Here is a 22,906-nt window from a genome sequence, read left to right on the forward strand (position 1 = left end):
GACTGCCTGTCCGAATGAGCGTGGAACAGGTGTCCGGATCAGCGTGGGCTGAGTGTCCGAATGGCGTGGAATCCGCATAAATATATGCGCCCATTGAAACAGGCAATTTATTCCAGCCGTACGGCTGACAAGTTCGTCGTACGTCTGCCAGACGGAATGCGGGAACGCATTGCCGAGGTGGCTCGCAATCATCACCGCAGCATGAACTCCGAAATCATCGCACGCCTGGAACAAAGCCTGATTCAGGAAGGTGCGCTGGGCGACGAGCTGAGCATGCGCCTGGACAGCCCCGAGCTGTCACTGCACGAACGCGAACTGCTGCAGCGTTTTCGTCAGCTCTCCCACCGCCAGCAAAATGCTCTCGTCTCGCTGATCGCCCACGACGTTGAGGCAGCTGCAGAAGCCAACTGATTGGCAACTGAAAGCTGAAAGCCAGCCATGCGCTGGCTTTTTTTTGCCCGGGATTTGGTCAGGAAAGGATCAAGGGGCAAATGCCCCCGATCCATGGAAAGGATCAAAGCAGGAAGATGGTTGCCAGGCCCAGGAAGATGAAGAAGCCACCACTGTCGGTCATGGCCGTGATCATCACACTGGCGCCCATCGCCGGGTCTCGTCCAAGGCGCACCAGGGTCATTGGAATCAGAACACCCATCAACGCTGCCAGCAGCAGGTTAAGCGTCATGGCCGCCGTCATGACCACGCCGAGCGACCAGCTGCCATACAGCAGGTACGCCACGATACCGATGACACCGCCCCACACCAGGCCGTTGATCAGCGCGACCGCAAGCTCCTTGCGCATCAAACGCTTGCCATGCCCGGTCCCCACCTGATCCAGCGCCATGGCGCGGACGATCATGGTGATGGTCTGGTTACCCGAGTTACCGCCAATACCCGCCACAATCGGCATCAGTGCAGCCAGGGCCACGAGCTTCTCGATGGAGCCTTCAAACAGGCCGATCACTCGTGAAGCAATAAACGCGGTAATCAAATTCACCGCCAGCCAGGCCCAGCGGTTACGCAGGGACTTCCAGACCGACGCAAAAATATCCTCTTCTTCCCGCAGACCGGCCATGTTGAGGACTTCGCTTTCGCTCTCCTCACGAATCAGGTCGACCATTTCATCGATGGTCAGACGGCCGATCAGCTTGCCGTTCTTGTCGACCACCGGGGCCGAGATCAAGTCATAACGCTCAAACGCCTGGGCCGCGTCGTAAGCGTCTTCGTCAGGATGGAAACTCACCGGGTCACTGGCCATGACGTCCGCGACTTTTTTGTCCGGATCATTGACCAGCAGGCGCTTGATCGGCAGTACGCCCTTGAGGATCCCTTCGTAGTCGACCACGAACAGCTTGTCGGTGTGGCCTGGCAGCTCTTTCAACCGGCGCAGGTAGCGCAGAACCACTTCCAGGCTGACGTCTTCGCGGATGGTGACCATCTCGAAGTCCATCAACGCACCGACCTGCTCCTCGTCGTAGGACAACGCCGAGCGCACACGCTCGCGCTGCTGGCCATCGAGGGTTTCCATCAGCTCATGGACGACGTCACGCGGCAGCTCGGAAGCCAAGTCAGCGAGTTCGTCGGCATCCATGTCCTTGGCGGCCGCCAGGAGCTCGTGATCGTCCATGTCGGCGATCAGGGTTTCACGGACCGAGTCGGATACTTCGAGGAGGATGTCGCCGTCGCGGTCAGCCTTGACCAACTGCCAAAGGGTCAGGCGGTCATTCAGCGGCAAGGCTTCGAGGATGTAGGCAACGTCGGCGGAGTGCAGGTCATCGAGCTTGCGTTGCAGCTCGACAAGGTTTTGCCGGTGGACCAGGTTCTCGACCCGGTCATTGTTCGCGCCTTCCTGGCGATGCGTCAGGTCTTCGACCACGCGCTGGCGCTGCAGCAGCTCGACGACTTGAGCCAGGCGATCCTGCAGGCTTTCTTGTGTTTTCTTTACTTCAACTTCGGTCATAGGCGAACTCCACTCCCAGCAGCGGGGCACGCCGGAAGGATCAATCAGTCAATTCATGATTGGTAAAACGGGGTACTGAGTAACTACTGGGTAAGTCCATGGAGGCGTTCCACAAGCCCCGGCGGGGCTGACGGGCGCAATGATACACCGGGCGGCCGCGTTTAACGTCAAAAAACTGGAAAGAACAAGCGCTTGCGACACAAAGCTGAGCATTGGCCACACATATGAACTGCGACGACGCAGCTTGAAAGGAAAACACATGGGCGGGAGAAAAAGGCGCCCCGGGAAATAAAAACCCCAGACGGCAAAAAGCCCGCACTAGGCGGGCTTTTTGTTGTTTGGTGCACTCGACAGGATTCGAACCTGTGACCGCTCGGTTCGTAGCCGAGTACTCTATCCAGCTGAGCTACGAGTGCATTTGTTGCCGCGCATTATAGGCCGTTCAATCTCTATGTAAAGCTATTTTTTCGTTTAGTTTCAACAACTTAGCGAAAAAACCAGATTGCAACGTACTAAGCAAATAATGGCGGAGAACGGGGGATTCGAACCCCCGACACCCTTTTGAGGTGTACTCCCTTAGCAGGGGAGCGCCTTCGGCCACTCGGCCAGCTCTCCGCAACACGGGGCGTATATTAACCAGCTTCATCCCCGTTTGCAAACATAAAAAACGATAAAAATTAATGGCTTGGTTCTTCGTCCTTCTCTTTCTTGATCCGCAGGTAGATTTCCTCGCGGTGGACAGCCACCTCTTTCGGAGCGTTAACCCCGATACGCACTTGATTGCCTTTGACGCCGAGCACGGTCACGGTGATTTCGCCATCACCAATAATCAGGCTTTCTGCGCATCGACGAGTCAGAATCAGCATACCTTTCTCCTCACGCATTTCATTTCGGGAACAACAGTCTGCAAAAAAAAGGCATTCGACCTACAACCAAATGGCCATAGCCCTACACGCCTAAGTATTGTCGAGCGCAGGTAAAAGAACAGGTCTTAACCACACACCCGACAAAAAAATGAAAGGCGCGGATAACCGCGCCTTCCTGGCAACGCATCACTCGCCCTGTCGGGCCGGAGCGTCCAGCTCAAAAGCGGTATGCAGTGCGCGTACAGCCAGTTCCAGGTACTTCTCTTCGATCACCACCGACACCTTGATTTCCGATGTGGAGATCATCTGGATGTTGATGCTTTCCTTGGCCAGGGCTTCGAACATGCGGCTGGCAACACCCGCATGGGAACGCATGCCCACACCCACGATCGACACCTTGGCAATCTTCGTATCGCCGACCACTTCACGGGCGCCGATTTCCTTCGCAGTGTTCTGCAGGATCCGCTCCGCCGCATCGTACTCGTTGCGGTGCACGGTGAAGGTGAAATCGGTGGTGTTATCGTGCGAGACGTTCTGCACGATCATGTCGACTTCGATGTTCGCGCCACTGATAGGGCCCAGGATCTTGAAAGCCACGCCCGGGGTGTCTGGCACGCCACGGATAGTCAGCTTGGCTTCATCACGGTTGAAAGCGATACCGGAAATGATCGGCTGTTCCATGGATTCCTCTTCATCAATAGTAATGAGGGTGCCCGGACCCTCCTTGAAGCTGTGCAGTACGCGCAGCGGAACGTTGTATTTGCCGGCGAACTCAACGGCACGGATCTGCAACACCTTGGAACCGAGGCTGGCCATTTCCAGCATCTCTTCGAAGGTGATCTTGTCCAGGCGCTGAGCCACGGACACGACCCGCGGGTCAGTGGTGTAGACGCCATCCACATCGGTGTAGATCTGGCATTCGTCAGCCTTCAGGGCTGCCGCCAGGGCCACGCCAGTGGTGTCGGAACCGCCACGACCGAGGGTGGTGATGTTGCCGTGCTCGTCGACGCCCTGGAAACCGGCGACAACGACCACACGACCGGCTTTCAGGTCAGCGCGAATCTTCTGGTCATCAATCTGCAGGATGCGGGCTTTAGTGTGCGCGCTATCCGTAAGAATGCGGACCTGGTTGCCAGTGTAGGACACCGCCGGCACACCACGCTTGTTCAGCGCCATGGCCAGCAATGCGATGGTCACCTGCTCCCCGGTGGAAATGATCACGTCCAGTTCACGGGGAACCGGTTGCTGATCGCCACTGATTTGCTTGGCCAGATCGATCAGGCGATTGGTCTCGCCGCTCATGGCCGACAGCACCACCACCAGGTCATCGCCGGCATCGCGGAATTTCTTAACCTTGTCGGCGACCTGCTCGATTCTTTCGACAGAGCCGACCGAGGTGCCTCCAAATTTCTGTACGATCAAAGCCATTTCTAAGCCGCCTCAGCCCGTAAAGGGGCGCCTGTTATTCAATCAACCAGCACTGACTGAGCCCGCGACTAGACCACGGGCTCATTAACAGCGTCTTAAATACCTGCCTCGACAAACGGCACGGTCAGGGCCAGGGCCGCGTCCAGGGCGCCGGCGTCAACACCACCGCCTTGCGCCATGTCCGGACGACCACCGCCCTTCCCGCCCACTGCCGCGGCGGCTTGCTTCATCAAATCACCGGCCTTGAGTTGGCCAGTCAGGTCTTTGGTTACACCGGCAACCAGAACGACCTTTTCCTCATGGACACTGCCGAGCAGGATCACTGCGCGGCCGAGCTTGTTCTTCAACTGATCGACCAAGGCCAACAGCGCCTTGCCGTCCTGACCGTCCAGGCGTACGGCCAGCACTTTCACACCCTTGACGTCCAGGGCGGAAGCCGACAGATCGTCGCCCGCCGCGCTGGCCGCCTTGGCCTGCAACTGCTCCAGCTGTTTCTCCAGCTGACGGTTGCGCTCCAGTACGCCGGAGAGCTTGTCGATCAGGTTGTCGCGGCTGCCCTTGACCAGGCCGGCCGCTTCCTTGAGTTGTTCTTCTGCCGCATTGAGGTAGGCCAGGGCCGCAGCACCGGTGATCGCTTCAATACGACGTACGCCGGAAGCCACGCCGCCTTCGCTGATGATTTTCAGCAGGCCGATGTCGCCGGTACGGCTGGCGTGAATACCACCACACAGCTCCACCGAGAAGCTGCCGCCCATGCTCAATACGCGCACTTCGTCGCCGTACTTCTCGCCAAACAGCGCCATGGCGCCTTTCTTCCTGGCGCTCTCGATATCGGTTTCTTCGGTTTCCACCGGGGTGTTCTTGCGAATCTCGGCGTTGACGATGTCTTCCAGGGCCTTCAACTGCTCAGGCTTGATCGCCTCGAAATGACTGAAGTCAAAACGCAGGCGCTGGCTATCGACCAACGAACCCTTCTGTTGCACATGCTCACCCAGCACCTGACGCAACGCAGCGTGCAGCAAGTGAGTGGCAGAATGGTTCAAGGCAGTTGCATGCCGTACGTCGGCATCTACCTGAGTGTCCACCGGGGCGCCGACGGTCAGGTTGCCCAGCACCAGCACGCCGTGATGCAGGAACGCACCGCCGGTCTTGGTGGTGTCGCGCACTTCAAAACGACCGGAGGTGGAGCTCAGGAAACCACAGTCGCCAACCTGGCCACCGGATTCAGCGTAGAACGGGGTCTGGTCGAGGACCACAACGCCCTCGTCACCTTCGTTCAGCACGTCGACCGACTTGCCATCCTTATAGATAGCCACGATCTTGGCCGAGCCAACGGTGGCTTCGTAACCAATGAACGAAGTCGCCACATCAACCTTTACCAGGGTGTTGTAGTCCAGGCCAAAGGAGCTGGCGGAACGGGCACGGACGCGCTGGGCTTCCATCTCACGCTCAAACCCGGCCTCGTCGATGGTCAGCTCGCGTTCGCGGGCGATGTCGGCGGTCAGGTCCATCGGGAAACCGTAGGTGTCGTACAGCTTGAACACGACGTCGCCCGGCACCACGGTGCCCTTGAGCTCCGCCAGGTCCTGCTCGAGGATCTTCAGGCCGTGCTCCAGGGTCTTGGAGAACTGCTCTTCTTCAGCCTTGAGCACGCGCTCGATGTTGGCTTGCTGCTGCTTGAGTTCCGGGAAGGCATCGCCCATCTCGGCCACCAGCGCGGCAACGATCTTGTAGAAGAAGCTGCCGGTGGCGCCCAGCTTGTTACCGTGACGGCAGGCGCGACGGATGATGCGGCGCAGCACATAGCCACGGCCTTCGTTCGACGGCAGCACGCCATCGGCGATCAGGAAGCCGCAGGAACGGATGTGATCCGACACCACCTTGAGCGACGACTGGTTGTCGTTGGCACAGCCAATGGCCGCGGCCGAAGCGCTCAGCAGGTTGGTGAACAGGTCGATCTCGTAGTTGGAGTGAACGTGCTGCATCACCGCACTGATCCGCTCCAGGCCCATGCCGGTGTCCACCGACGGCGCTGGCAACGGATGCAACACGCCATCGGCGGTGCGGTTGAACTGCATGAACACGTTGTTCCAGATTTCGATGTAGCGGTCGCCGTCTTCTTCCGGCGAGCCCGGTGGGCCACCCCAGATGTCGGCGCCGTGATCGTAGAAAATCTCGGTGCACGGCCCGCACGGGCCGGTATCGCCCATGGTCCAGAAGTTGTCGGACGCGTAAGGCGCGCCCTTGTTGTCGCCGATGCGAATCATGCGCTCGACTGGCACCCCGATTTGCTGGGTCCAGATGTCGTAGGCTTCGTCATCGGTGGCGTAGACGGTCACCCAGAGTTTTTCCTTCGGCAGCTTCAGCACGCCGGTCAGGAAGGTCCAGGCAAAGGTGATCGCGTCTTTCTTGAAATAGTCGCCGAAGCTGAAGTTACCCAGCATCTCGAAGAATGTGTGGTGGCGGGCGGTGTAGCCCACGTTTTCCAGGTCGCTGTTCTTGCCGCCGGCGCGTACGCACTTCTGGCTGCTGGTGGCGCGGGTGTAGGCGCGCTTTTCCTGGCCCAGGAAGCAGTCCTTGAACTGGTTCATCCCCGCGTTGGTGAACAGCAGGGTTGGGTCATTGCCTGGGATCAAGGAGCTGGAGGCGACACGGGTGTGACCTTGCTCTTCGAAGAAGCGAAGGAAGGCTTCACGGATTTCTGCGCTTTTCATTAGGTTCTTCCACGGAGGCTGCGGCCAAAGGCCAGTGCTAAACGTCATCAGACGGAGCGACGGCAAAGGGCCGCATTATATCGGCCCTTTGCCCGTGGTACAGCGTGTTTATGTGATAGAAACAGTCAATTAGACGGTCTGCACTGTCATTTCCGGGAAAACTCGACAAATGTCGCGAGCACTTGCTCGATCTGCGCCCGGCTGACGTCCAGGTGCGTGACCATGCGCAGGCGCGGCGCCGCGCTCAACTTGATCCCGCGCTCGGCAGCAAACGCCTTCAAGGCCTGGGCTCGATCACCGATGTCGACGTAGACCATGTTGGTCTGCACCGGCTCCACCGTATAACCCGCCTTGCGCAGTTCATCCCCCAGCCATTGGGCATTGGCGTGGTCGTCGGCCAGGCGCTGCACCTGGTGATCCAGGGCGTACAGCCCCGCCGCCGCCAGCGAACCGGCCTGGCGCATGCCGCCACCGACCATCTTGCGCAAACGACGGGCCTTGGCGATCAACGCGGTGGAGCCGCACAGCACCGAGCCGATCGGCGCGCCCAGGCCCTTGGACAGGCACACCGACACCGAATCGAAGTGCTGGGCGATCTCCCGTGCATCCACACCCAGCTTGACCGCCGCGTTGTAGAGCCGCGCGCCGTCCAGGTGCAAGGCCAGTCCGTGTTCCCGGGTAAAGGCTCGCGCGGCCGCCAGGTATTCCAGCGGCAGGACCTTGCCCTGCATGGTGTTTTCCAGCGCCAGCAAGCGGGTGCGGGCGAAGTGGAAGTCGTCCGGCTTGATCGCCGCCAGCACGTGCTCCAGGTTCAGGGAACCGTCGGCCTGCACTTCCAGGGGTTGTGGCTGGATCGAGCCGAGAACCGCCGCGCCGCCGCCTTCGTATTTGTAGGTGTGGGCCTGCTGACCGACGATGTATTCCTCGCCACGCTCACAGTGCGCCATCAATGCCAGCAGGTTGCTCATGGTGCCGGTGGGCACGAACAACGCGGCGGCAAAACCCAGGCGCCTGGCCAGTTCGGCTTCCAGGCGATTGACGCTCGGGTCCTCGCCGTAGACGTCGTCGCCGCTGGCGGCAGTGGCCATCGCCTCGAGCATGCCAGGGGTCGGTTGGGTCACTGTGTCGCTGCGCAGGTCAATCACGTTCATCAAACTAGCCTCTAGCGGATTGGAGCGTTTCTTGTGTTAACGATTACTGCGGGCAAACCCGCGGAATATCAAGCCCCGTGCTTGCACAATCGAATACCAACCAAACAAACCGATATAGGTTATCGATAAACCAACCGTGCAGTTTCTGAAAAACCATGATAAAAACTCTCCGCCGCCAGGGTTCTGGCGGCAACGTTCTCAGGGCGGGGTGTAATTCCCCACCGGCGGTAATTGCACGCAACGTGCATAGCCCGCGAGCGCTTGGCGCCTCGAACTGCCTCGGCAGGACGGCGACAAGGTCAGCAGACCCGGTGTGATCCCGGGGCCGACGGTCATAGTCCGGATGAAGAGAGAACGGGATTGGCACCTAAGGGCCGCGCTGACGTCATGTTCACATGAGCCCGCTGTGCGTACCCTTAAATCCCATTCGATTCATAACGCCCTGTTTTTTTCTTAAACAGGAGTCAGAACATGCAACCCACCGCAATCGACAGCAAAAGCAAAAACCATCACGGCGAGCGCGTCGCGTTTATCCAGGCCTGCTGGCACAAGGATATTGTCGACCAATCCCGTAAAGGTTTCCTCGCCGAAATGATCGCCCAGGGCTACCAGGAATCGGACATCGATTTCTTCGAAGTCGGCGGCGCCTTTGAAATGCCCCTGCACGCCAAGCTGCTGGCCAAGTCCGGCCGTTATGCCGGTATCGTCGCGGCCGCCCTGGTGGTGGACGGCGGGATCTACCGTCACGAGTTCGTGGCCCAGTCCGTGGTCAGCGGCCTGATGCAGGTCCAGCTGGAAACCGAAGTGCCGGTGTTCTCGGTATCCCTGACCCCGCACCACTTCCACGCGGGCAGCGAGCACCATACGTTCTTCTATGAGCACTTCGTGCACAAGGGCCAGGAAGCGGCACGCACCTGCGCCGACACCCTGCACAAGGTTCGCGCACTGCGTCGCAATGAGCCACGGGCTCTCGCGGTTTAAGCAACACTGCAAAGCAAATGTGGGAGCGGGCTTGCTCGCGAAAGCGGAGTGTCAGTCAATACATGTCTGACTGATACACCGCCTTCGCGAGCAAGCCCGCTCCCACATTTGACCGAGTCGGTCTCGGGGTTCAGGCCAGGCCGGCATCCGTAGTCGGCACAATCAATATCCCCGCTCGCAAGCCATTCTTGACCTTCGGGTTCGGGAAGATGATGCGCGCGCCCTCCTCCTCGATCACCCAGCGGGTCTTGGCAATGTCCTCGGCCAGCAGATAACCCTTCTCCAACTCCGAAAAGTTTTCCACGTCCGCCGGCAAATGCAGGACGAAGGTATCGCTGTGCTTGATCACTTCCCGGGAGACGCTGAACAGCTGCAGGCCATCCAGGCTCTCGGTGGCCGGCTCGTTGCCCTCGATGATCTGCGTGAGGCGGGTTTCCAGGCGCGATACGTCCACGCCCTGGTTCTGCCCGAACGGCCGGGCCTTGCCCAACTCCAGGGTGAAGGACTCGGCCTCCAGCTGCTCATAGGTAAACGCCGTGAAGGTGATCGACGTCTTGTTCTGCAACAGCACCGCCTCCAGGCCGGCGGCTCGCAGGCGCGCCAGTTCACGACGTGAATGCTGGCGACCGTCCTTCCACGGGTACAGTGCGAACTGCTCGATCTTCGAGCCACGGATGGCGGTGTGCAGGTCGTAGTGCAAACGGCTACGCCCAGGCACGCTGAAGAAGGTGCGGGCCAACTGTTCAAGCTCGGCGGCGCGCATGGCTTCAGGGCCGATGTTTTGTTCATGACGGCCATTGAACAGCCGGTTGACGTCCAGTTCGAGGTAACGCTCGCCGCGGCGCATGGCCTCGGGGTTGCCGAACAGGAACAGGATACGGGTGCGGGGCTTGATCTCCCCACGGGCGATGCCCTGCAGCAAGCGGTCGGCCAATTCGATTGGCGCGGTTTCGTTGCCATGGATGCCGGACGACAGCAGTACGTCGCTGCCGTTGTCCCGCGCCTCAGGAGGCCGCACTTCCAGCGCGCCCTCACTGAGCCAGCGCAGTTGCACGCCGTCGACAGTCAGTTGAATTTTTTGCGCCGGTTCGCGACCGGCGAGGGTCAGTTCAAGCAGTTTGCCGAGGGCGAGCATACGCAGCTTCCTTAGTGGTTGCAGCCAGGACCGTGGACGTGATCGTCGTCATCACCTTCAACGTCGGCCGGTTCCATTTCCAGTTGCAGGCTCATCAGGTTGGTGGCCAATGGGCGCATCAGCAGGTTGGCGTATTCCGCGTCGCCTTCTTCCACGTCCACGCCGATCAGCAGTTGGCCACGGCCGTCGTGCTGGATCCAGATCTCCTTGCCCTGCCACACCACGGCGACGCGGGTGCAGGAGGTTTCCAGCTGGGTGCCGTCGGTATCTTCAAGGATCAGTTTCAGGGTGTCGGTGGTCATAAATAGTTCTCAGCCGTGCGGCGTTAATTGATCTGGAAAGGATAAACCGAGCCCAGTTTAAGGATTTGCGTCAGTTCATCCAGTGCCGTCCGGCACTCAAGCAGCAATTGCGGGTCAGCCAGGTCGGTTTCCCGCAGGCTGTCGCGGTAGTGCTTGTCGACCCATTGGGTCAGCGTGTCGTACAACGGCGCCGTCATGATAACCCCTGGGTTGACCGCCGCCAGTTCGGTTTCATTCAAGGCTACACGCAAGCGCAGGCACGCCGGGCCACCGCCGTTCTGCATGCTTTGCTTGAGGTCGAAGACTTTGACTTCACGGATCAGCCCGCCGGAGGACGTCAGGCCTTGCAGGTACTGCCAGACACGCTCGTTGGCGCGGCATTCTTCCGGCACGATCAGCAGCATCGAACCGTCGGCGCGGGTCAGCAGCTGGCTGTTGAACAGGTAGGAACGCACCGCGTCTTCAACACCCACCTGGGCCCGTGGCACGCAGATCGACTGGAAATTGCCGCCGAGCTTGCCGAGCTTGCCCTGCAATTCGCCGAGCATCTGATCGGTATTGAGGAACGCGTCCTCGTGATAGAACAGCACCTCGCCATTGCCCACCGCGATCACATCGTTGTGGAACACACCGGCATCGATCACCGCCGGGTTCTGCTGCGCGTAAACCACACCGTCTTCCCGCAGGCCATGCAGGCGCGCGACCGCCTGGGAGGCTTCGAGGGTCTGGCGCGCCGGGTACTTTTGCGGCGCCGGGTAGCGGGTGTCGAACGCGCTGCGGCCGAACACGAAAAACTCTACGCCCGCCTCGCCATAGTCCCGGCAGAAACGCGTGTGGTTGGCCGCGCCTTCGTCACCAAACTGCGCCACCGCCGGCAACGCGGCGTGGTGGGCGAAGTGTTTGCCATCGGCAAACATCGCCCCCAGCACGCGGCTGGTGGTCGGGTGTTCGATGCTGCGGTGGTATTTGCAGTTGAGGTTGGCGGCGGTGAAATGCACGCGGCCGTCAAAGGTGTCGGCGCTCGGGCTGACGGTCGCGGCATTGGCCACCCACATGCTCGACGCCGAGCAACTGGCAACCAGCAGCGGCATGGCTTGCTTGGCGGCCTGCTGGATGACTTGTGCGTCGGTGCCGGCAAAACCGAGGTTGCGCAAGGCGGCCACATCCGGACGTTCCTGGGGCGCCAGCACACCTTGCACAAAGCCCATTTCCATCAGGGCCTTCATCTTCGCCAAGCCTTGCAGCGCCGCTTCCTTCGGGTTGGAGGACTGCTGGCTGTTGCTTTGGGACGCGACGTTGCCGTAGGACAAGCCGCCGTAGTTATGGGTCGGCCCCACTAGACCGTCAAAATTGACTTCACAGGATTTCATCGGCGAGGCTCCACGAACATCTGTATTTTTATAGGCATCAAATTACTTGAACACACCACAAATCAAGTGTGGGAGCGGGCTTGCTCGCGAAAGCGGTGGTTCAGTCGCCTGAAATGTTGAATGACACACCGCCTTCGCGAGCAAGCCCGCTCCCACATTTAGATCAGCGTTACACCCGGGGTTAACGTCGCCGGTAGCACCAGGCTCGGGGTCTCAAGGGAGGCCACCGGGTACGCGCAATAGTCCGCCGCGTAATAGGCGCTGGCGCGATGGTTGCCCGAAGCCCCTACTCCGCCAAATGGCGCGCTGCTCGCAGCACCCGTCAGCTGTTTGTTCCAGTTGACGATCCCGGCGCGGCTTTCCAGCCAGAACTGCTGGTAACGCGCCTCGGAATCCGACAGCAACCCGGCCGCCAAGCCGTATTGAGTGTTGTTGGCCTCGGCAATCGCCGCCTCGAAATCAGCGTAGCGGATCACTTGCAGCAGTGGGCCGAACAGCTCTTCGTCAGCGCGTTCCGTAACCTCGGTCACATCGATAATCCCCGGCGTCAGCAACGCAGCCTGGGCCTGGGGTTGAGTCATTTCCAACAGCGCCACGGCGCCATTGGCCAACAGCAATTCCTGGGCATCCATCAACGCCTTGGCAGCACCGAGGGAAATCACCGAGCCCATGAACGGCGCCGGCGTCTGGTCAAATGCGCCGACTTCGATGGTCGAGCTCACCGCCACCAGGCGTGCGAGCAACGCATCGCCCCAGGCGCCTTCCGGCACCAGCAGGCGACGGGCACAGGTGCAACGCTGGCCAGCGGAGATAAACGCCGACTGGATAATGGTGTACACGGCCGCATCCACATCGGCCACTTCGTCCACCACCAGCGGGTTGTTGCCGCCCATTTCCAGCGCCAGGATCTTGTCCGGGCGCCCGGCGAATTGCTGGTGCAGATGGTTGCCGGTGCGGCTGGAGCCGGTGAAGAACAGACCGTCGATGCCCGGATTCGCCGCCAGGGCGATCCCGGTTTCCCGTGCGCCTTGCAGCAGGTTCAACACGCCCGCCGGCAGGCCGGCGTCGATCCAGCATTGCACGGTCAGCTCGGCAACTTTCGGGGTCAGCTCGCTCGGCTTGAACAGCACGGTGTTACCCGCCAGCAAGGCCGGCACGATATGCCCGTTAGGCAAGTGACCCGGGAAGTTGTAGGGGCCAAACACCGCCACTACACCGTGGGGCTTGTGGCGCAATACGGCAGTGGCGTCGCCCAACGGGCCGCTCTTTTCGCCGGTACGTTCGCGGTAGCTTTGCACCGAGATCGCGACCTTGTTGACCATGCTGGTGACTTCAGTCGCCGATTCCCACAAAGGCTTGCCGGTTTCCTCACCGATGCAGCGGGCGAGTTCGTCAGCACGACTCTTCAGGTTGGCGGCGAAGGCTTCCAGCACGCTCAGGCGCTCTTCCAACGAACGCTTGGCCCAGGCCGGAAACGCCTGGCGTGCAGCCTGGACGGCGGACTCGACCTGCTCGGCGGTGGCGCCATTACCCGACCACACCACCTGCTGAGTCACCGGGTTCAGCGACTCAAACACTTCACCCTGGCCAGCCAGCCATTCACCTGCGATGTATAGCGAATTCATTATTTCGACTCCCGGGCAGCGGACAACGGTACGGCACGCACTTGATCACCGGCGATCAGTTGCAGGCGCTTGGCGGTCTGTTGATCGACCACCAGGGTGCCCGCAGCCAACCGCGCCGGTGCGGCGGTGATGCGGCAATCTTCACGTTTGCGGTTATGGATCAGGAACGGCGTGGCGTCGTCGCCCGGCGTACCAATCGCCAGCACCAGCGCTTCGCTGTCACGTACCGCGCGGATCTTGGTGGTTTCACACTCCACCGCCGGGCCCGCGTCGAAGATGTCGACGTAGCCCTGGTAGTTGAAACCTTCGCTCTTGAGCATGCTCAGGGCCGGCTCGGTGTCGGTGTGGACCTTGCCGATCACGTTGCGCGCGTCTTCAGACAGGAAGCAGGTGTACAGCGGAAACTTCGGCATCAGCTCGGCGATAAACGCCTTGTTGCCCACGCCGGTGAGGTAGTCGGCCTGGCTGAATTCCATCTTGAAGAAGTGCCGGCCCAGGCTTTCCCAGAACGGCGAGCGCCCGGCTTCGTCGGACATGCCGCGCATCTCGGCGATGATCTTGTTGCCGAACAGCTGCGGGAATTCCGCGATAAACAGCATGCGCGCCTTGGCCAGCATGCGGCCGTTAAGGCCGTTGCGGTAATCGGCGTGCAGGAACAACGAGCACAGCTCGGAGTTGCCGGTCAGGTCGTTGGCCAGAAACAGCGTCGGGATTTCACGGTAGATGTTCAGCTCCTGGGAGGCGCTGACCGTCAGGCCGACCCGGAAGTTGTACCAGGGCTCGCGCAGGCCGACTGCACCGGCGATGGCGGAAATCCCCACCACGCGGCCTTCGTCGTTTTCCAGCACGAACAGGTAGTCCGCATCACCGCGCCCGGCTTCGCCGCGAAAGGTCTTTTCAGCCCAGCCGACCCGATGGGTCAGGCGCTCTTCGTTGGCCGGCAAGGTGGTGAGGCCGGTGCCGGTGCTGCGCGCCAGATCAATCAGGGCCGGTAAATCGCTGCTGCGTACGGGACGAACGATCATGCTATCTCCTCAAACGGGCCGCCTTGCAAGCCACCCGCGAAACTCATTCTTAAACCGCTACCAGTCGAACGCTGGCACCTTCGCCGACGCCCAGGGCTTCGGCGGTTTCCAGGTCCAGGGTCACTGGCTTGCCCGGCGCGTAGTCCAGCTCCAGCATCACCGCGCGGTAATCCTGCAACTGGCCGTTGCTCACCAGGTACTGGCGGCCGACACCCTTGACCATCTCACCGATCTTCACCGGCACCACACGGCTCTGGGCGATCGAGCGAATGCCCGAGACGCGCGCATGCAGGGTTGGGCCGCCGTCGAAGATGTCGATGTAATGGTCGGTCTCGAAGCCTTCGCGCATCAGGATGTCGAAGGTGATCTGCGCCCGCGGGTGCACCTGGCCCATGGCTTCCTGGGCTTCGTCGGGCAACAGCGGCACGTAGATCGGATAGTGCGGCATCAGTTCGGCGAGAAAGGTCCGGCTCTTCAACCCGCACAGGCGCTCGGCAGCGGCGTAGTTGAGGTCGAAGAAGTTGCGGCCGATGGCGTCCCAGAACGGCGAATCACCGTTCTCGTCGCTGTAGCCCACAATCTCGGTGACCACCGAATCGGCGAAGCGCTCCGGGTGGCCGGCCACGAACAGCAGGCGGCCACGGGAGTTGAGTTCCGACCACGGCGAACCCACCAGCTCCGGCACCACGTAGAAACTGGTCAGGAGGCTGTTGCCGGTGAGGTCATGGCACTGCGAAAGCACATGGATCTTGTTGTGAATCTTCAGCTCGCGGGACGCATGCACGAAGGTCTCGTTACGGAAGCTGTAGAACGGTTCCGAGTAGCCGGCCGAGGCAACGATGGCCGAACAGCCCACCAGCTTGCCGGCGTCGGTGTCTTCCAGGACGAAGAAATAGCTTTCTTCACCGTTGAAGCTGACCTCGGCGGCGAAGGACGCTTCGCTCGCAGCGATCTTGTCGCTCAGGCGTTCGACATCATCCGGCAAGGAGGTGACACCAATCGGGCTGTCCGCAGCCAGACGCTGTACCTCGCCCAGATCAGCCATTTGCGCGGGGCGCATCACCAGCATGGTGTCACTCCTTAACTCGAAAAACTCACAGGAAAAAATGCCGGACACGATCTTGAAATCAGTGAGGTCAAGTGTGGGAGCGGGCTTGCTCGCGAAAGCGGTGTGTCATTCAACATTTCAGGTGACTGAGCCACTGCATTCGCGAGCAAGCCCGCTCCCACATTTGATCTTCACAGCTTCAACTAAAGAGTCCGGCATACAAAATTTGTGTTGGGCGCCCGACTCGCCGGGCACCCAACGGTCCATCAGGCTTGCGTCAGCTTTTTCACCGCACGTTCGAAGCGGTCCAGACCTTCCTGGATATCGGCATCTTCCACCACCAGGCTCGGGGCGAAGCGCACCACATCCGGGCCGGCTTGCAGGATCATCAAGCCTTCGCGCTCGGCGGCGTTGAAGATGTCCTTGGCCTTGCCTTTCCAGGCATCGCTCAGCACGCAACCGAGCAGCAGGCCCAGGCCACGCACTTCGGTGAAGATGCCGTATTGCTGGCCAATCTTCTCCAGACGGGAAACGAACAAGTCGTGCTTGGCATTAACGCCAGCCAGCACTTCCGGGGTGTTGATCACGTCGATCACCGCTTCCGCCACCGCGCACGCCAGCGGGTTGCCGCCGTAGGTGGTGCCGTGGGTGCCGACCACCAGGTGCTTGGCCAGGTCTTCGCGAGTCAGCATGGCCGCGATCGGGAAACCGCCGCCCAGGCTCTTGGCGCTGGTGAGGATGTCCGGCACGACGCCGTAATGCTGATAGGCGAACAACTCGCCGCTGCGGCCCATGCCGGTTTGCACTTCGTCGAACACCAGCAGCGCGTTGTTCGCGTCGCACAGGTCGCGGGCACCTTGCAGGTACGACAGTTCTGCCGGCAGCACGCCGCCTTCGCCCTGGATCGGCTCCAGCACCACGGCGCAGGTCTTGTCCGAGACGGCGGCTTTCAGCGCCTCCAGATCGTTGTAAGGCACGTGGGTGATGCCGACGATCTTCGGACCGAAGCCGTCGGAGTACTTCGACTGGCCACCCACGTTCACGGTGAACAGGGTACGGCCGTGGAAGCTGTTCAGCGCGGCGATGATTTCGTATTTCTCGGTGCCGAAGCGGTCGAACGCGACACGACGGGCCAACTTGAAGGCGGCCTCGTTGGCTTCGGCGCCGGAGTTGCAGAAGAACACACGCTCGGCAAACGTGGCGTCGATCAGCTTATGGGCCAGGCGCAGGGCCGGCTCATTGGTGAAGACGTTGGACACGTGCCACAGCTTGTTGGCCTGTTCGGTCAGTGCACCGACCAGCGCCGGGTGGGCGTGGCCCAATACGTTGACCGCGATGCCGCCGGCAAAGTCGATCAGCTCTCGGCCCGCCTGGTCCCATACGCGCGAACCTGCGCCACGCACGGGGATGAAAGCGGCAGGTGCGTAGTTGGGAACCATGACCTGGTCGAAATCGGCACGTTGCACCGGGGCTTGCTCAACGGACATCGGAGTCTCCTGAAGAGGAACGCCTGCCTGAAACTGGCGGGCGATGCAGGGATTGTAAGGACAGTTTTCAGCGCGGCCTTGCCGCCAAGCGACAACTTCTTATAGCGCCAACCCGCGATTTTCGCGGGTTTACGCCAATGCGACAAATAGCATCGCAATGGCGCAGTTTAAACCGCCCGGGTCGGTTTTGGGCGGTCGGTGAGGCACAACTATCCAATGCCGTCGCCGATGGCCGTTTTGGTCTGCTGTTGATCTCATCCGCGCACAGGAACAGCGTCATGCCTGGAGATGCCGGCCGAGCACTGATGCCTAGCCGCGCTCGGACGGCACCGACGACAATTCGAACGGGCTGCTGCTGCGGCGCTGGTTGCGGTCTTCACGAGGGGTGGCGCCGAAGAAGTTGCGGTAGGCGCTGGAGAAGTGCGGCCCCGAGGAGAAGCCGCAGGACAGGCCGATCTGGATGATCGACTTGCTGGTTTGCATGAGCATCTGGCGGGCCTTGTTCAGGCGCAGTTCCAGGTAGTACTGGCTGGGGACACGATTGAGGTATTGCTTGAAGATCCGCTCGAGCTGTCGTCGGGACACGCACACATGCTGGGCGATTTCGTCGGTGGTCAGCGGCTCTTCGATGTTGGCCTCCATCAGCAACACGGCCTGGGTCAGCTTTGGATGGCTGGAACCCAGACGGTTTTGCAGTGGGATGCGCTGGCGCTCGCCGCCCTCACGGATGCGCTCTACCACCAGCTCTTCCGAGACTGCCCCGGCCAGTTCGGCGCCGTGGTCACGGGCCAGCACTGCCAGCAGCAGGTCGAGTACCGACATGCCACCGCAGGCGGTCAGGCGGTCACGGTCCCAGTCGAACAGATGGCTGGTGGCGATGACCTTGGGGAAACGCTCGGCGAAATCGTCCTGCCAGCGCCAGTGCACAGCGGCGCGATAGCCGTCGAGCAGACCGAGTTGGGCCAACGGATACACACCGGCCGACAGGCCGCCGATCACACACCCGGCACGCACCAGTTGCTTGAGGGCGGTGCTGAGCTGGGAGGCGATGACGGTCGGTGGCTCATCGGCCAGCAGGAACAGCTTTTGGAAACCTTCCAGCTTGCCAGCCCAGGGCTCACCCGGCAGTTGCCAGGCGCCGTCGATTGGCGGTTCGGCCTGCAAAAACGAGAGTTCGTACACCACGTCCGGATGCACCCGCTGAGCAACGCGCAAGGCCTCCTCAGCCAGCGCAAGCGTCAGTGCTTTAGTGCTGGGCCAAATCAGGAAACCAATTCGATGGGCAGTCATGGAGTGCTATCCGAAGCGAGTAACAGTAATGAAGACAAAGGCCAATGCTAGCCGGTAAACCAACACAAATCTCTAAAGCGGGTGAAGATCCAAATGTGGGAGCGGGCTTGCTCGCGAATGCGGTGGATCAGTCACCGGATGTATCAACTGATACACCGCTTTCGCGAGCAAGCCCGCTCCCACAGGGGATTGGGGCAACCTCAGGATTGTGAAGCTTGCACTAATTCAGTGCATAAAAGCAGTTCTGTTTACTTCAAGCTGCCGGAAAGAAACTGCTGCAAACGCTCGGACTGTGGGTTGACCAGCACTTCGCGCGGGTTGCCACGTTCTTCAACGATGCCTTTGTGCAGGAATACCAACTGGTTGGAGACTTCACGGGCAAAGCCCATTTCGTGGGTCACCACCACCATGGTCCGGCCTTCCTGGGCCAGGTCCTGCATCACCTTCAGCACTTCGCCCACCAGCTCCGGGTCGAGGGCCGAAGTGGGTTCGTCGAACAGCATCACCTCAGGCTCCATCGCCAGGGCACGGGCAATCGCCACGCGTTGCTGTTCACCGCCGGACATGTGGCCAGGGAACGCATCCTTACGATGGCCCACACCGACTTTAGCCAGGTAGTGCTCGGCCTTTTCCCGGGCGTCTTTTTTCGACATGCCCAAGACGTGCACCGGTGCTTCCATGACGTTTTCCAGCGCGGTCATGTGGGACCACAGGTTGAAGTGCTGAAACACCATCGACAGTCGCGAACGCATGCGTTGCAGCTGTTTCGGGTCTGCAGCCTTCATGGCGCCGTCTTTGTTGGCCACCAGTTTCAGCTCTTCGTTATTGAGCAGAATCTTGCCGGCGTGGGGTTGCTCCAGCAGGTTGATGCAGCGCAAAAAGGTACTTTTGCCCGAGCCACTGGACCCGATGATGCTGATCACATCACCGGCCGCGGCGGCCAGGGACACACCTTTGAGCACTTCATGACTGCCATAGCGTTTATGCAGGTCTTGGACTTCAAGTTTGTACATGCGGTCGGTTCTCACAAAAACAGTTGGTCAGTCGTTGAGCAAGCGCCCGTGCCGCAGCGCTTCGCGCCCCGCCACCTTGGCCAGCCAGAAACCCGCTTGGGCATAACGTAGCCGTTCAACGGCAAACAACACCCCAGGCGTACCCGCGCAAACAATGCTCACGCGGTCGGACAAGGGATCGATCACTTCAAATATCGGGTCGCCGGCTTCGACTACGTCACCGGCTTTACGCAGGTAGCTGATCACGCCGGCGTGGGGCGCGAACAACAACTCGGTGCCTTCGAAAGGCAGGCCTTCACAGGGTTCGTGCTGCGGCGCGGGCCATTCACCACGGATCAGGCCTTGCTCGGCGAGGAACGCCAGGATGCCTTCAGCGTGGAAAATCGCTTCGTCACGGCCAGTATCGGCCTGGCCACCCAGCTCCAGAGTCGTCGCCAGGCACGCCAGGGGAATCTGCGCCTCGGGGAACGCCCGGGACAGCCGCAGCCACGGTAGCGAGCAGGCTTCGTCAAACGAACTGCCGCCGGAATCTTCCGCCAGCAGGCCGACCTTCACATTCAGGTGCGCCGACAGCGAACGCCACTGCGGCCAGTGTTGCGGCAGCGCGTACATGTGCAACGCGGCTTCGGCGTCGCAATGCAGGTCGAGGACCACGTCGGCGGTGCAGGCATGGCTCAGCAACACCCGCTGCATGCCTTGCAACTGGCTGCTCGGCGCCGGCAACGCATTGAGCGCATCGCTCATGGCCTGGCGGATCAAGCGCACATTGGCGTGAGGATCATCCCCCAGCTTGCCGTTGAGCAACTCGGTAACCGGCTCGCTCAACTCAACGAAGTCGCGGTTGAAATTCTTGCCGCTGCCGATCTCGAAACGGCCCTGGTGACTGCCTTGCAGCAGTTGCCCCAGGCCCATCGGATTGGCGACGGGGACCAGCTCGATCACGCCGTTGAGGGCGCCTTGCTGTTCCAGTTCCGTCAGGCGCTTTTTCAGCTCCCAGGCGGCGCGCATGCCGGGCAATTCATCCGCGTGCAGGCTGGCCTGGATATAAGCCTTGCGCTCGCCGCTACCGAAACGAAACACCGTCAGCTGGCGTTCGCAGCCCAGGTGACCCCAGGGCAACAGGTGATCGATACGTTCCATATCAATGCTTCCGTGGAGCCAGGTAGCTCAGCCAGCGGCCTTCGGCCAACTTGAACAGGCGCACCAGGATGAAGGTCAGGCACAGGTAGAACGCACCCGCAGTGATATAGGCTTCGAACGGCAAGTAGTACTGGGCGTTCACCGTGCGTGCGGCACCGGTGATGTCGATCAGGGTGACGATGGACGCAAGACTGGTGGTCTGGAGCATCATGATCACTTCGTTGCTGTATTGCGGCAGCGCCCGGCGCAGGGCCGATGGCAGCAGGATCCGGCGGTACAGCTTGTAGCGCGACATGCCCATGGCCTTGGCTGCCTCGATCTCGCCGTGGGGCGTGGCCTTGAGGCTGCCGGCGATGATCTCGGCGGTATAGGCGCTGGTGTTCACGGCAAACGCCAGGCACGCGCAGAAGGTCGCGCTGGACAGCAGTGGCCACATGAAGCTTTCGCGCACCGCTTCGAACTGGGCCAGGCCGTAGTAGATCAAGAACAGCTGCACCAGCATCGGCGTGCCGCGAATCACATAGGTGTAGAGCCAGGCAACACCGTTGACGATCGGCTGCTTGGACACGCGCATCAGGCCCAGGGGCAAGGCCGCGAGCAAACCGAAGAACAGCGAAATGGCCAGCAGTTTCAGGGTGGTCAGCAAGCCGCCGAGGTACAGCGGCATGGCCTCCCAGATGACGTTGTAGTCGAAGATCATAGATCAGCCGCCTTTACGCCTACCGAGTAGCGCTTCTCAAGATGACGCAGGGCCAGCAACGACACGCTGGTGATCACCAGGTACATCGCCGCCACTGCGAGGAAGAAGGTAAAAGGTTCGCGGGTGGCGTCTGCCGCCTGCTTGGCCTTGAACATCATGTCTTGCAGGCCCACCACCGAAATCAATGCGGTGGCCTTGGTCAGTACCAGCCAGTTGTTGGTAAACCCGGGGATCGCCAGCCGAATCATCTGCGGCACCATCACCCGGAAAAACACCTGGAACGGGCTCATGCCATACGCCAGGCCGGCTTCGGCCTGGCCCTTGGGAATGGCCATGAAGGCGCCACGGAAGGTTTCCGAAAGGTAGGCGCCAAAGATGAAACCCAGGGTGCCGATACCGGCGGCCAAGGGGTTCAAGTCAATGTAGTCGTTGTAGCCGAGCAACGGCGCAACGCGGTTAAGCAGGTCCTGACCGCCGTAGAAAATCAGCAGGATCAGCACCAGGTCGGGGATCCCGCGGATCACCGTGGAGTACAGGTCGCCCAGCCAGGCCAACCAGCGCACCGGCGAGAGGCGCAACGCGACCCCGATCAGACCCAGAACAATGGCCAGGGCCATGGACGACAAGGCGAGCTGAAGCGTCAACCATGCGCCATCGAGGATGACAGCCCCGTAGCCTTTCAACATGATTCAGGTCCTCGAAAAGGGGGATGAAAAAATGGCGCAAACTTCAGAGATCCTGGTGCTTGCGCCATTCTGGACAGACAGCTGCGACGGTTTACTTGGCTTCTGGGCCGTAAATGTCGAAGTTGAAGTACTTGTCCTGGATTGCCTTGTACTTGCCGTTGGCACGGATCGCAGCGATTGCAGCGTTGATGCGGTCCAGGTTTTCCTTGTCGCCTTTACGTACCGCGATGCCGATACCGTCGCCGAAGTACTTGGCGTCGGTGAAGGCCGGGCCGGTGAACGCGTAGCCTTTACCGGCTGGCGTGTCGAGGAAGCCTTCCTGCAACAGGGTGGCGTCGGCTACGGTGCCATCAAGGCGACCGGCTTCTACGTCCAGGTAGATTTCGTTCTGCGAGCTGTAAGGAACAATGGTGGCGCCTTTGGGAGCCAGCACTTCCTTGGCGAAACGGTCGTGGATCGAACCGCGCTGCACGCCGATTTTCTTGCCTTTCAATTCATCCAGGCTGTCGCTGACGGCAGTGCCTTCCTTCAATACCAGGCGAGCTGGGGTCAGGTAGTAGCGGTTGGTGAAGTCCACGGACTTCTTGCGATCGTCGGTGATGGACATCGAGGACAGGATGGCGTCGATCTTGCGCACTTTCAGCGCCGGGATCAGGCCGTCGAATTCCTGCTCGACCCAGGTGCACTTGACCTGCATCTGCTCACACAGGGCGTTGCCGATGTCGTAGTCAAAACCGACGATGCTGCCGTCCGGTGCCTTGGAGGCAAACGGAGGGTAAGCCGCTTCAATACCAATCTTCAGTGGCTTGCCTTCGGCGAAAGCCTGCATGGACAGCACGGACAGCGCCAGGGCGCCCAACAGCACGAGTTTCTTCATCTTGGGACTCCATCGGTATAGGGCAAAACAGCAGTATGAGCCAGGGCCCACGATGCGAATGAGTGAAACCGAATAGCGGTGCTGCGTCCTGCGCCAGTTCAGCATCGGCGA

Annotated in this window: 20 protein-coding genes, 2 tRNA genes and 1 riboswitch; of the genes, 2 read left to right on the plus strand and 20 right to left on the minus strand. The window is 60.7% G+C overall.

Annotation, left to right across the window (positions count from 1 at the left end):
• Positions 1-84 precede the first annotated feature (84 nt).
• Positions 85-411 (plus strand): Arc family DNA-binding protein, encoded by a 327-nt coding sequence (locus AC3WKX_RS13930; RefSeq protein WP_003175643.1) that lies wholly within the window; start codon positions 85-87, stop codon positions 409-411.
• 103 nt (positions 412-514) lie between these two features.
• Here AC3WKX_RS13930 and mgtE read toward each other — a convergent pair whose 3' ends face one another.
• The 7 genes from mgtE to ltaE form a co-directional block, all read right to left on the minus strand.
• Positions 515-1,957, minus strand: coding sequence for a magnesium transporter (gene mgtE / locus AC3WKX_RS13935; protein ID WP_003214265.1), 1,443 nt, complete (start codon positions 1,955-1,957; stop codon positions 515-517).
• 339 nt (positions 1,958-2,296) lie between these two features.
• Positions 2,297-2,373: transfer RNA gene (locus AC3WKX_RS13940), tRNA-Arg, on the minus strand.
• 108 nt (positions 2,374-2,481) lie between these two features.
• Positions 2,482-2,572, minus strand: a tRNA-Ser gene (locus AC3WKX_RS13945).
• Between the two features lie 62 nt (positions 2,573-2,634).
• Positions 2,635-2,823: a carbon storage regulator CsrA gene (gene csrA, locus AC3WKX_RS13950; RefSeq protein ID WP_002554426.1), complete on the minus strand. Its 189-nt coding sequence runs from the start codon at positions 2,821-2,823 to the stop codon at positions 2,635-2,637.
• A gap of 186 nt (positions 2,824-3,009) precedes the next feature.
• Positions 3,010-4,251 (minus strand): aspartate kinase, encoded by a 1,242-nt coding sequence (locus tag AC3WKX_RS13955; protein ID WP_003214308.1) that lies wholly within the window; start codon positions 4,249-4,251, stop codon positions 3,010-3,012.
• A gap of 95 nt (positions 4,252-4,346) precedes the next feature.
• Positions 4,347-6,965 carry an alanine--tRNA ligase gene (gene alaS, locus AC3WKX_RS13960; protein WP_102606408.1) on the minus strand — a complete coding sequence of 873 codons (2,619 nt, stop codon included), beginning with the start codon at positions 6,963-6,965 and terminating at the stop codon, positions 4,347-4,349.
• Between the two features lie 146 nt (positions 6,966-7,111).
• Positions 7,112-8,116: a low-specificity L-threonine aldolase gene (gene ltaE / locus AC3WKX_RS13965; RefSeq protein WP_102606409.1), complete on the minus strand. Its 1,005-nt coding sequence runs from the start codon at positions 8,114-8,116 to the stop codon at positions 7,112-7,114.
• A gap of 190 nt (positions 8,117-8,306) precedes the next feature.
• A riboswitch (FMN riboswitch) is annotated at positions 8,307-8,476 on the plus strand.
• Between the two features lie 111 nt (positions 8,477-8,587).
• On the opposite strand from ltaE, the gene AC3WKX_RS13970 reads away from it, so the two are divergent.
• Complete coding sequence (locus tag AC3WKX_RS13970) at positions 8,588-9,097, plus strand: 6,7-dimethyl-8-ribityllumazine synthase (RefSeq protein WP_003214313.1); 510 nt, start codon at positions 8,588-8,590, stop codon at positions 9,095-9,097.
• A 130-nt stretch (positions 9,098-9,227) separates the two neighbouring features.
• Here AC3WKX_RS13970 and astE read toward each other — a convergent pair whose 3' ends face one another.
• The 13 genes from astE to AC3WKX_RS14035 form a co-directional block, all read right to left on the minus strand.
• On the minus strand, positions 9,228-10,232 hold the full coding sequence (gene astE / locus AC3WKX_RS13975; RefSeq protein ID WP_003214315.1) for a succinylglutamate desuccinylase: 1,005 nt from the start codon (positions 10,230-10,232) through the stop codon (positions 9,228-9,230).
• A gap of 11 nt (positions 10,233-10,243) precedes the next feature.
• Positions 10,244-10,534, minus strand: a complete 291-nt coding sequence (locus tag AC3WKX_RS13980) for a hypothetical protein (RefSeq protein ID WP_003214319.1) — start codon at positions 10,532-10,534, stop codon at positions 10,244-10,246.
• A gap of 23 nt (positions 10,535-10,557) precedes the next feature.
• Positions 10,558-11,904 (minus strand): N-succinylarginine dihydrolase, encoded by a 1,347-nt coding sequence (gene astB / locus AC3WKX_RS13985; protein WP_102606410.1) that lies wholly within the window; start codon positions 11,902-11,904, stop codon positions 10,558-10,560.
• A gap of 158 nt (positions 11,905-12,062) precedes the next feature.
• Positions 12,063-13,532, minus strand: a complete 1,470-nt coding sequence (astD, locus tag AC3WKX_RS13990) for a succinylglutamate-semialdehyde dehydrogenase (protein ID WP_168197533.1) — start codon at positions 13,530-13,532, stop codon at positions 12,063-12,065.
• Positions 13,529-14,554: an arginine N-succinyltransferase gene (gene astA / locus AC3WKX_RS13995; protein ID WP_102606423.1), complete on the minus strand. Its 1,026-nt coding sequence runs from the start codon at positions 14,552-14,554 to the stop codon at positions 13,529-13,531. The genes astD and astA overlap by 4 nt, the downstream gene beginning before the upstream one ends.
• A gap of 49 nt (positions 14,555-14,603) precedes the next feature.
• Positions 14,604-15,623 carry an arginine/ornithine succinyltransferase subunit alpha gene (gene aruF / locus AC3WKX_RS14000; RefSeq protein ID WP_003214328.1) on the minus strand — a complete coding sequence of 340 codons (1,020 nt, stop codon included), beginning with the start codon at positions 15,621-15,623 and terminating at the stop codon, positions 14,604-14,606.
• A gap of 245 nt (positions 15,624-15,868) precedes the next feature.
• Positions 15,869-17,089, minus strand: a complete 1,221-nt coding sequence (locus AC3WKX_RS14005; protein WP_003214332.1) for an aspartate aminotransferase family protein — start codon at positions 17,087-17,089, stop codon at positions 15,869-15,871.
• 309 nt (positions 17,090-17,398) lie between these two features.
• The gene (locus tag AC3WKX_RS14010; protein WP_003214334.1) at positions 17,399-18,379 is read right to left on the minus strand and encodes a GlxA family transcriptional regulator; all 981 of its coding nucleotides are present in this window, start codon (positions 18,377-18,379) and stop codon (positions 17,399-17,401) included.
• A 248-nt stretch (positions 18,380-18,627) separates the two neighbouring features.
• Positions 18,628-19,392, minus strand: a complete 765-nt coding sequence (locus AC3WKX_RS14015) for an ABC transporter ATP-binding protein (RefSeq protein ID WP_003214336.1) — start codon at positions 19,390-19,392, stop codon at positions 18,628-18,630.
• 27 nt (positions 19,393-19,419) lie between these two features.
• Positions 19,420-20,532: a succinylglutamate desuccinylase/aspartoacylase family protein gene (locus tag AC3WKX_RS14020; RefSeq protein ID WP_008435255.1), complete on the minus strand. Its 1,113-nt coding sequence runs from the start codon at positions 20,530-20,532 to the stop codon at positions 19,420-19,422.
• Position 20,533: 1 nt separating this feature from the next.
• A complete protein-coding gene (locus AC3WKX_RS14025; protein WP_008435252.1) occupies positions 20,534-21,232 on the minus strand; it encodes an ABC transporter permease in 699 nt (232 codons plus the stop codon).
• A complete protein-coding gene (locus tag AC3WKX_RS14030) occupies positions 21,229-21,918 on the minus strand; it encodes an ABC transporter permease (protein WP_003214341.1) in 690 nt (229 codons plus the stop codon). Before AC3WKX_RS14030 ends, AC3WKX_RS14025 begins: the two co-directional genes overlap by 4 nt.
• 91 nt (positions 21,919-22,009) lie before the next feature.
• Positions 22,010-22,795: an ABC transporter substrate-binding protein gene (locus AC3WKX_RS14035; RefSeq protein ID WP_003214343.1), complete on the minus strand. Its 786-nt coding sequence runs from the start codon at positions 22,793-22,795 to the stop codon at positions 22,010-22,012.
• Between the last annotated feature and the right edge of the window lie 111 nt (positions 22,796-22,906).

Source organism: Pseudomonas sp. GP01-A4, from assembly GCF_058780865.1.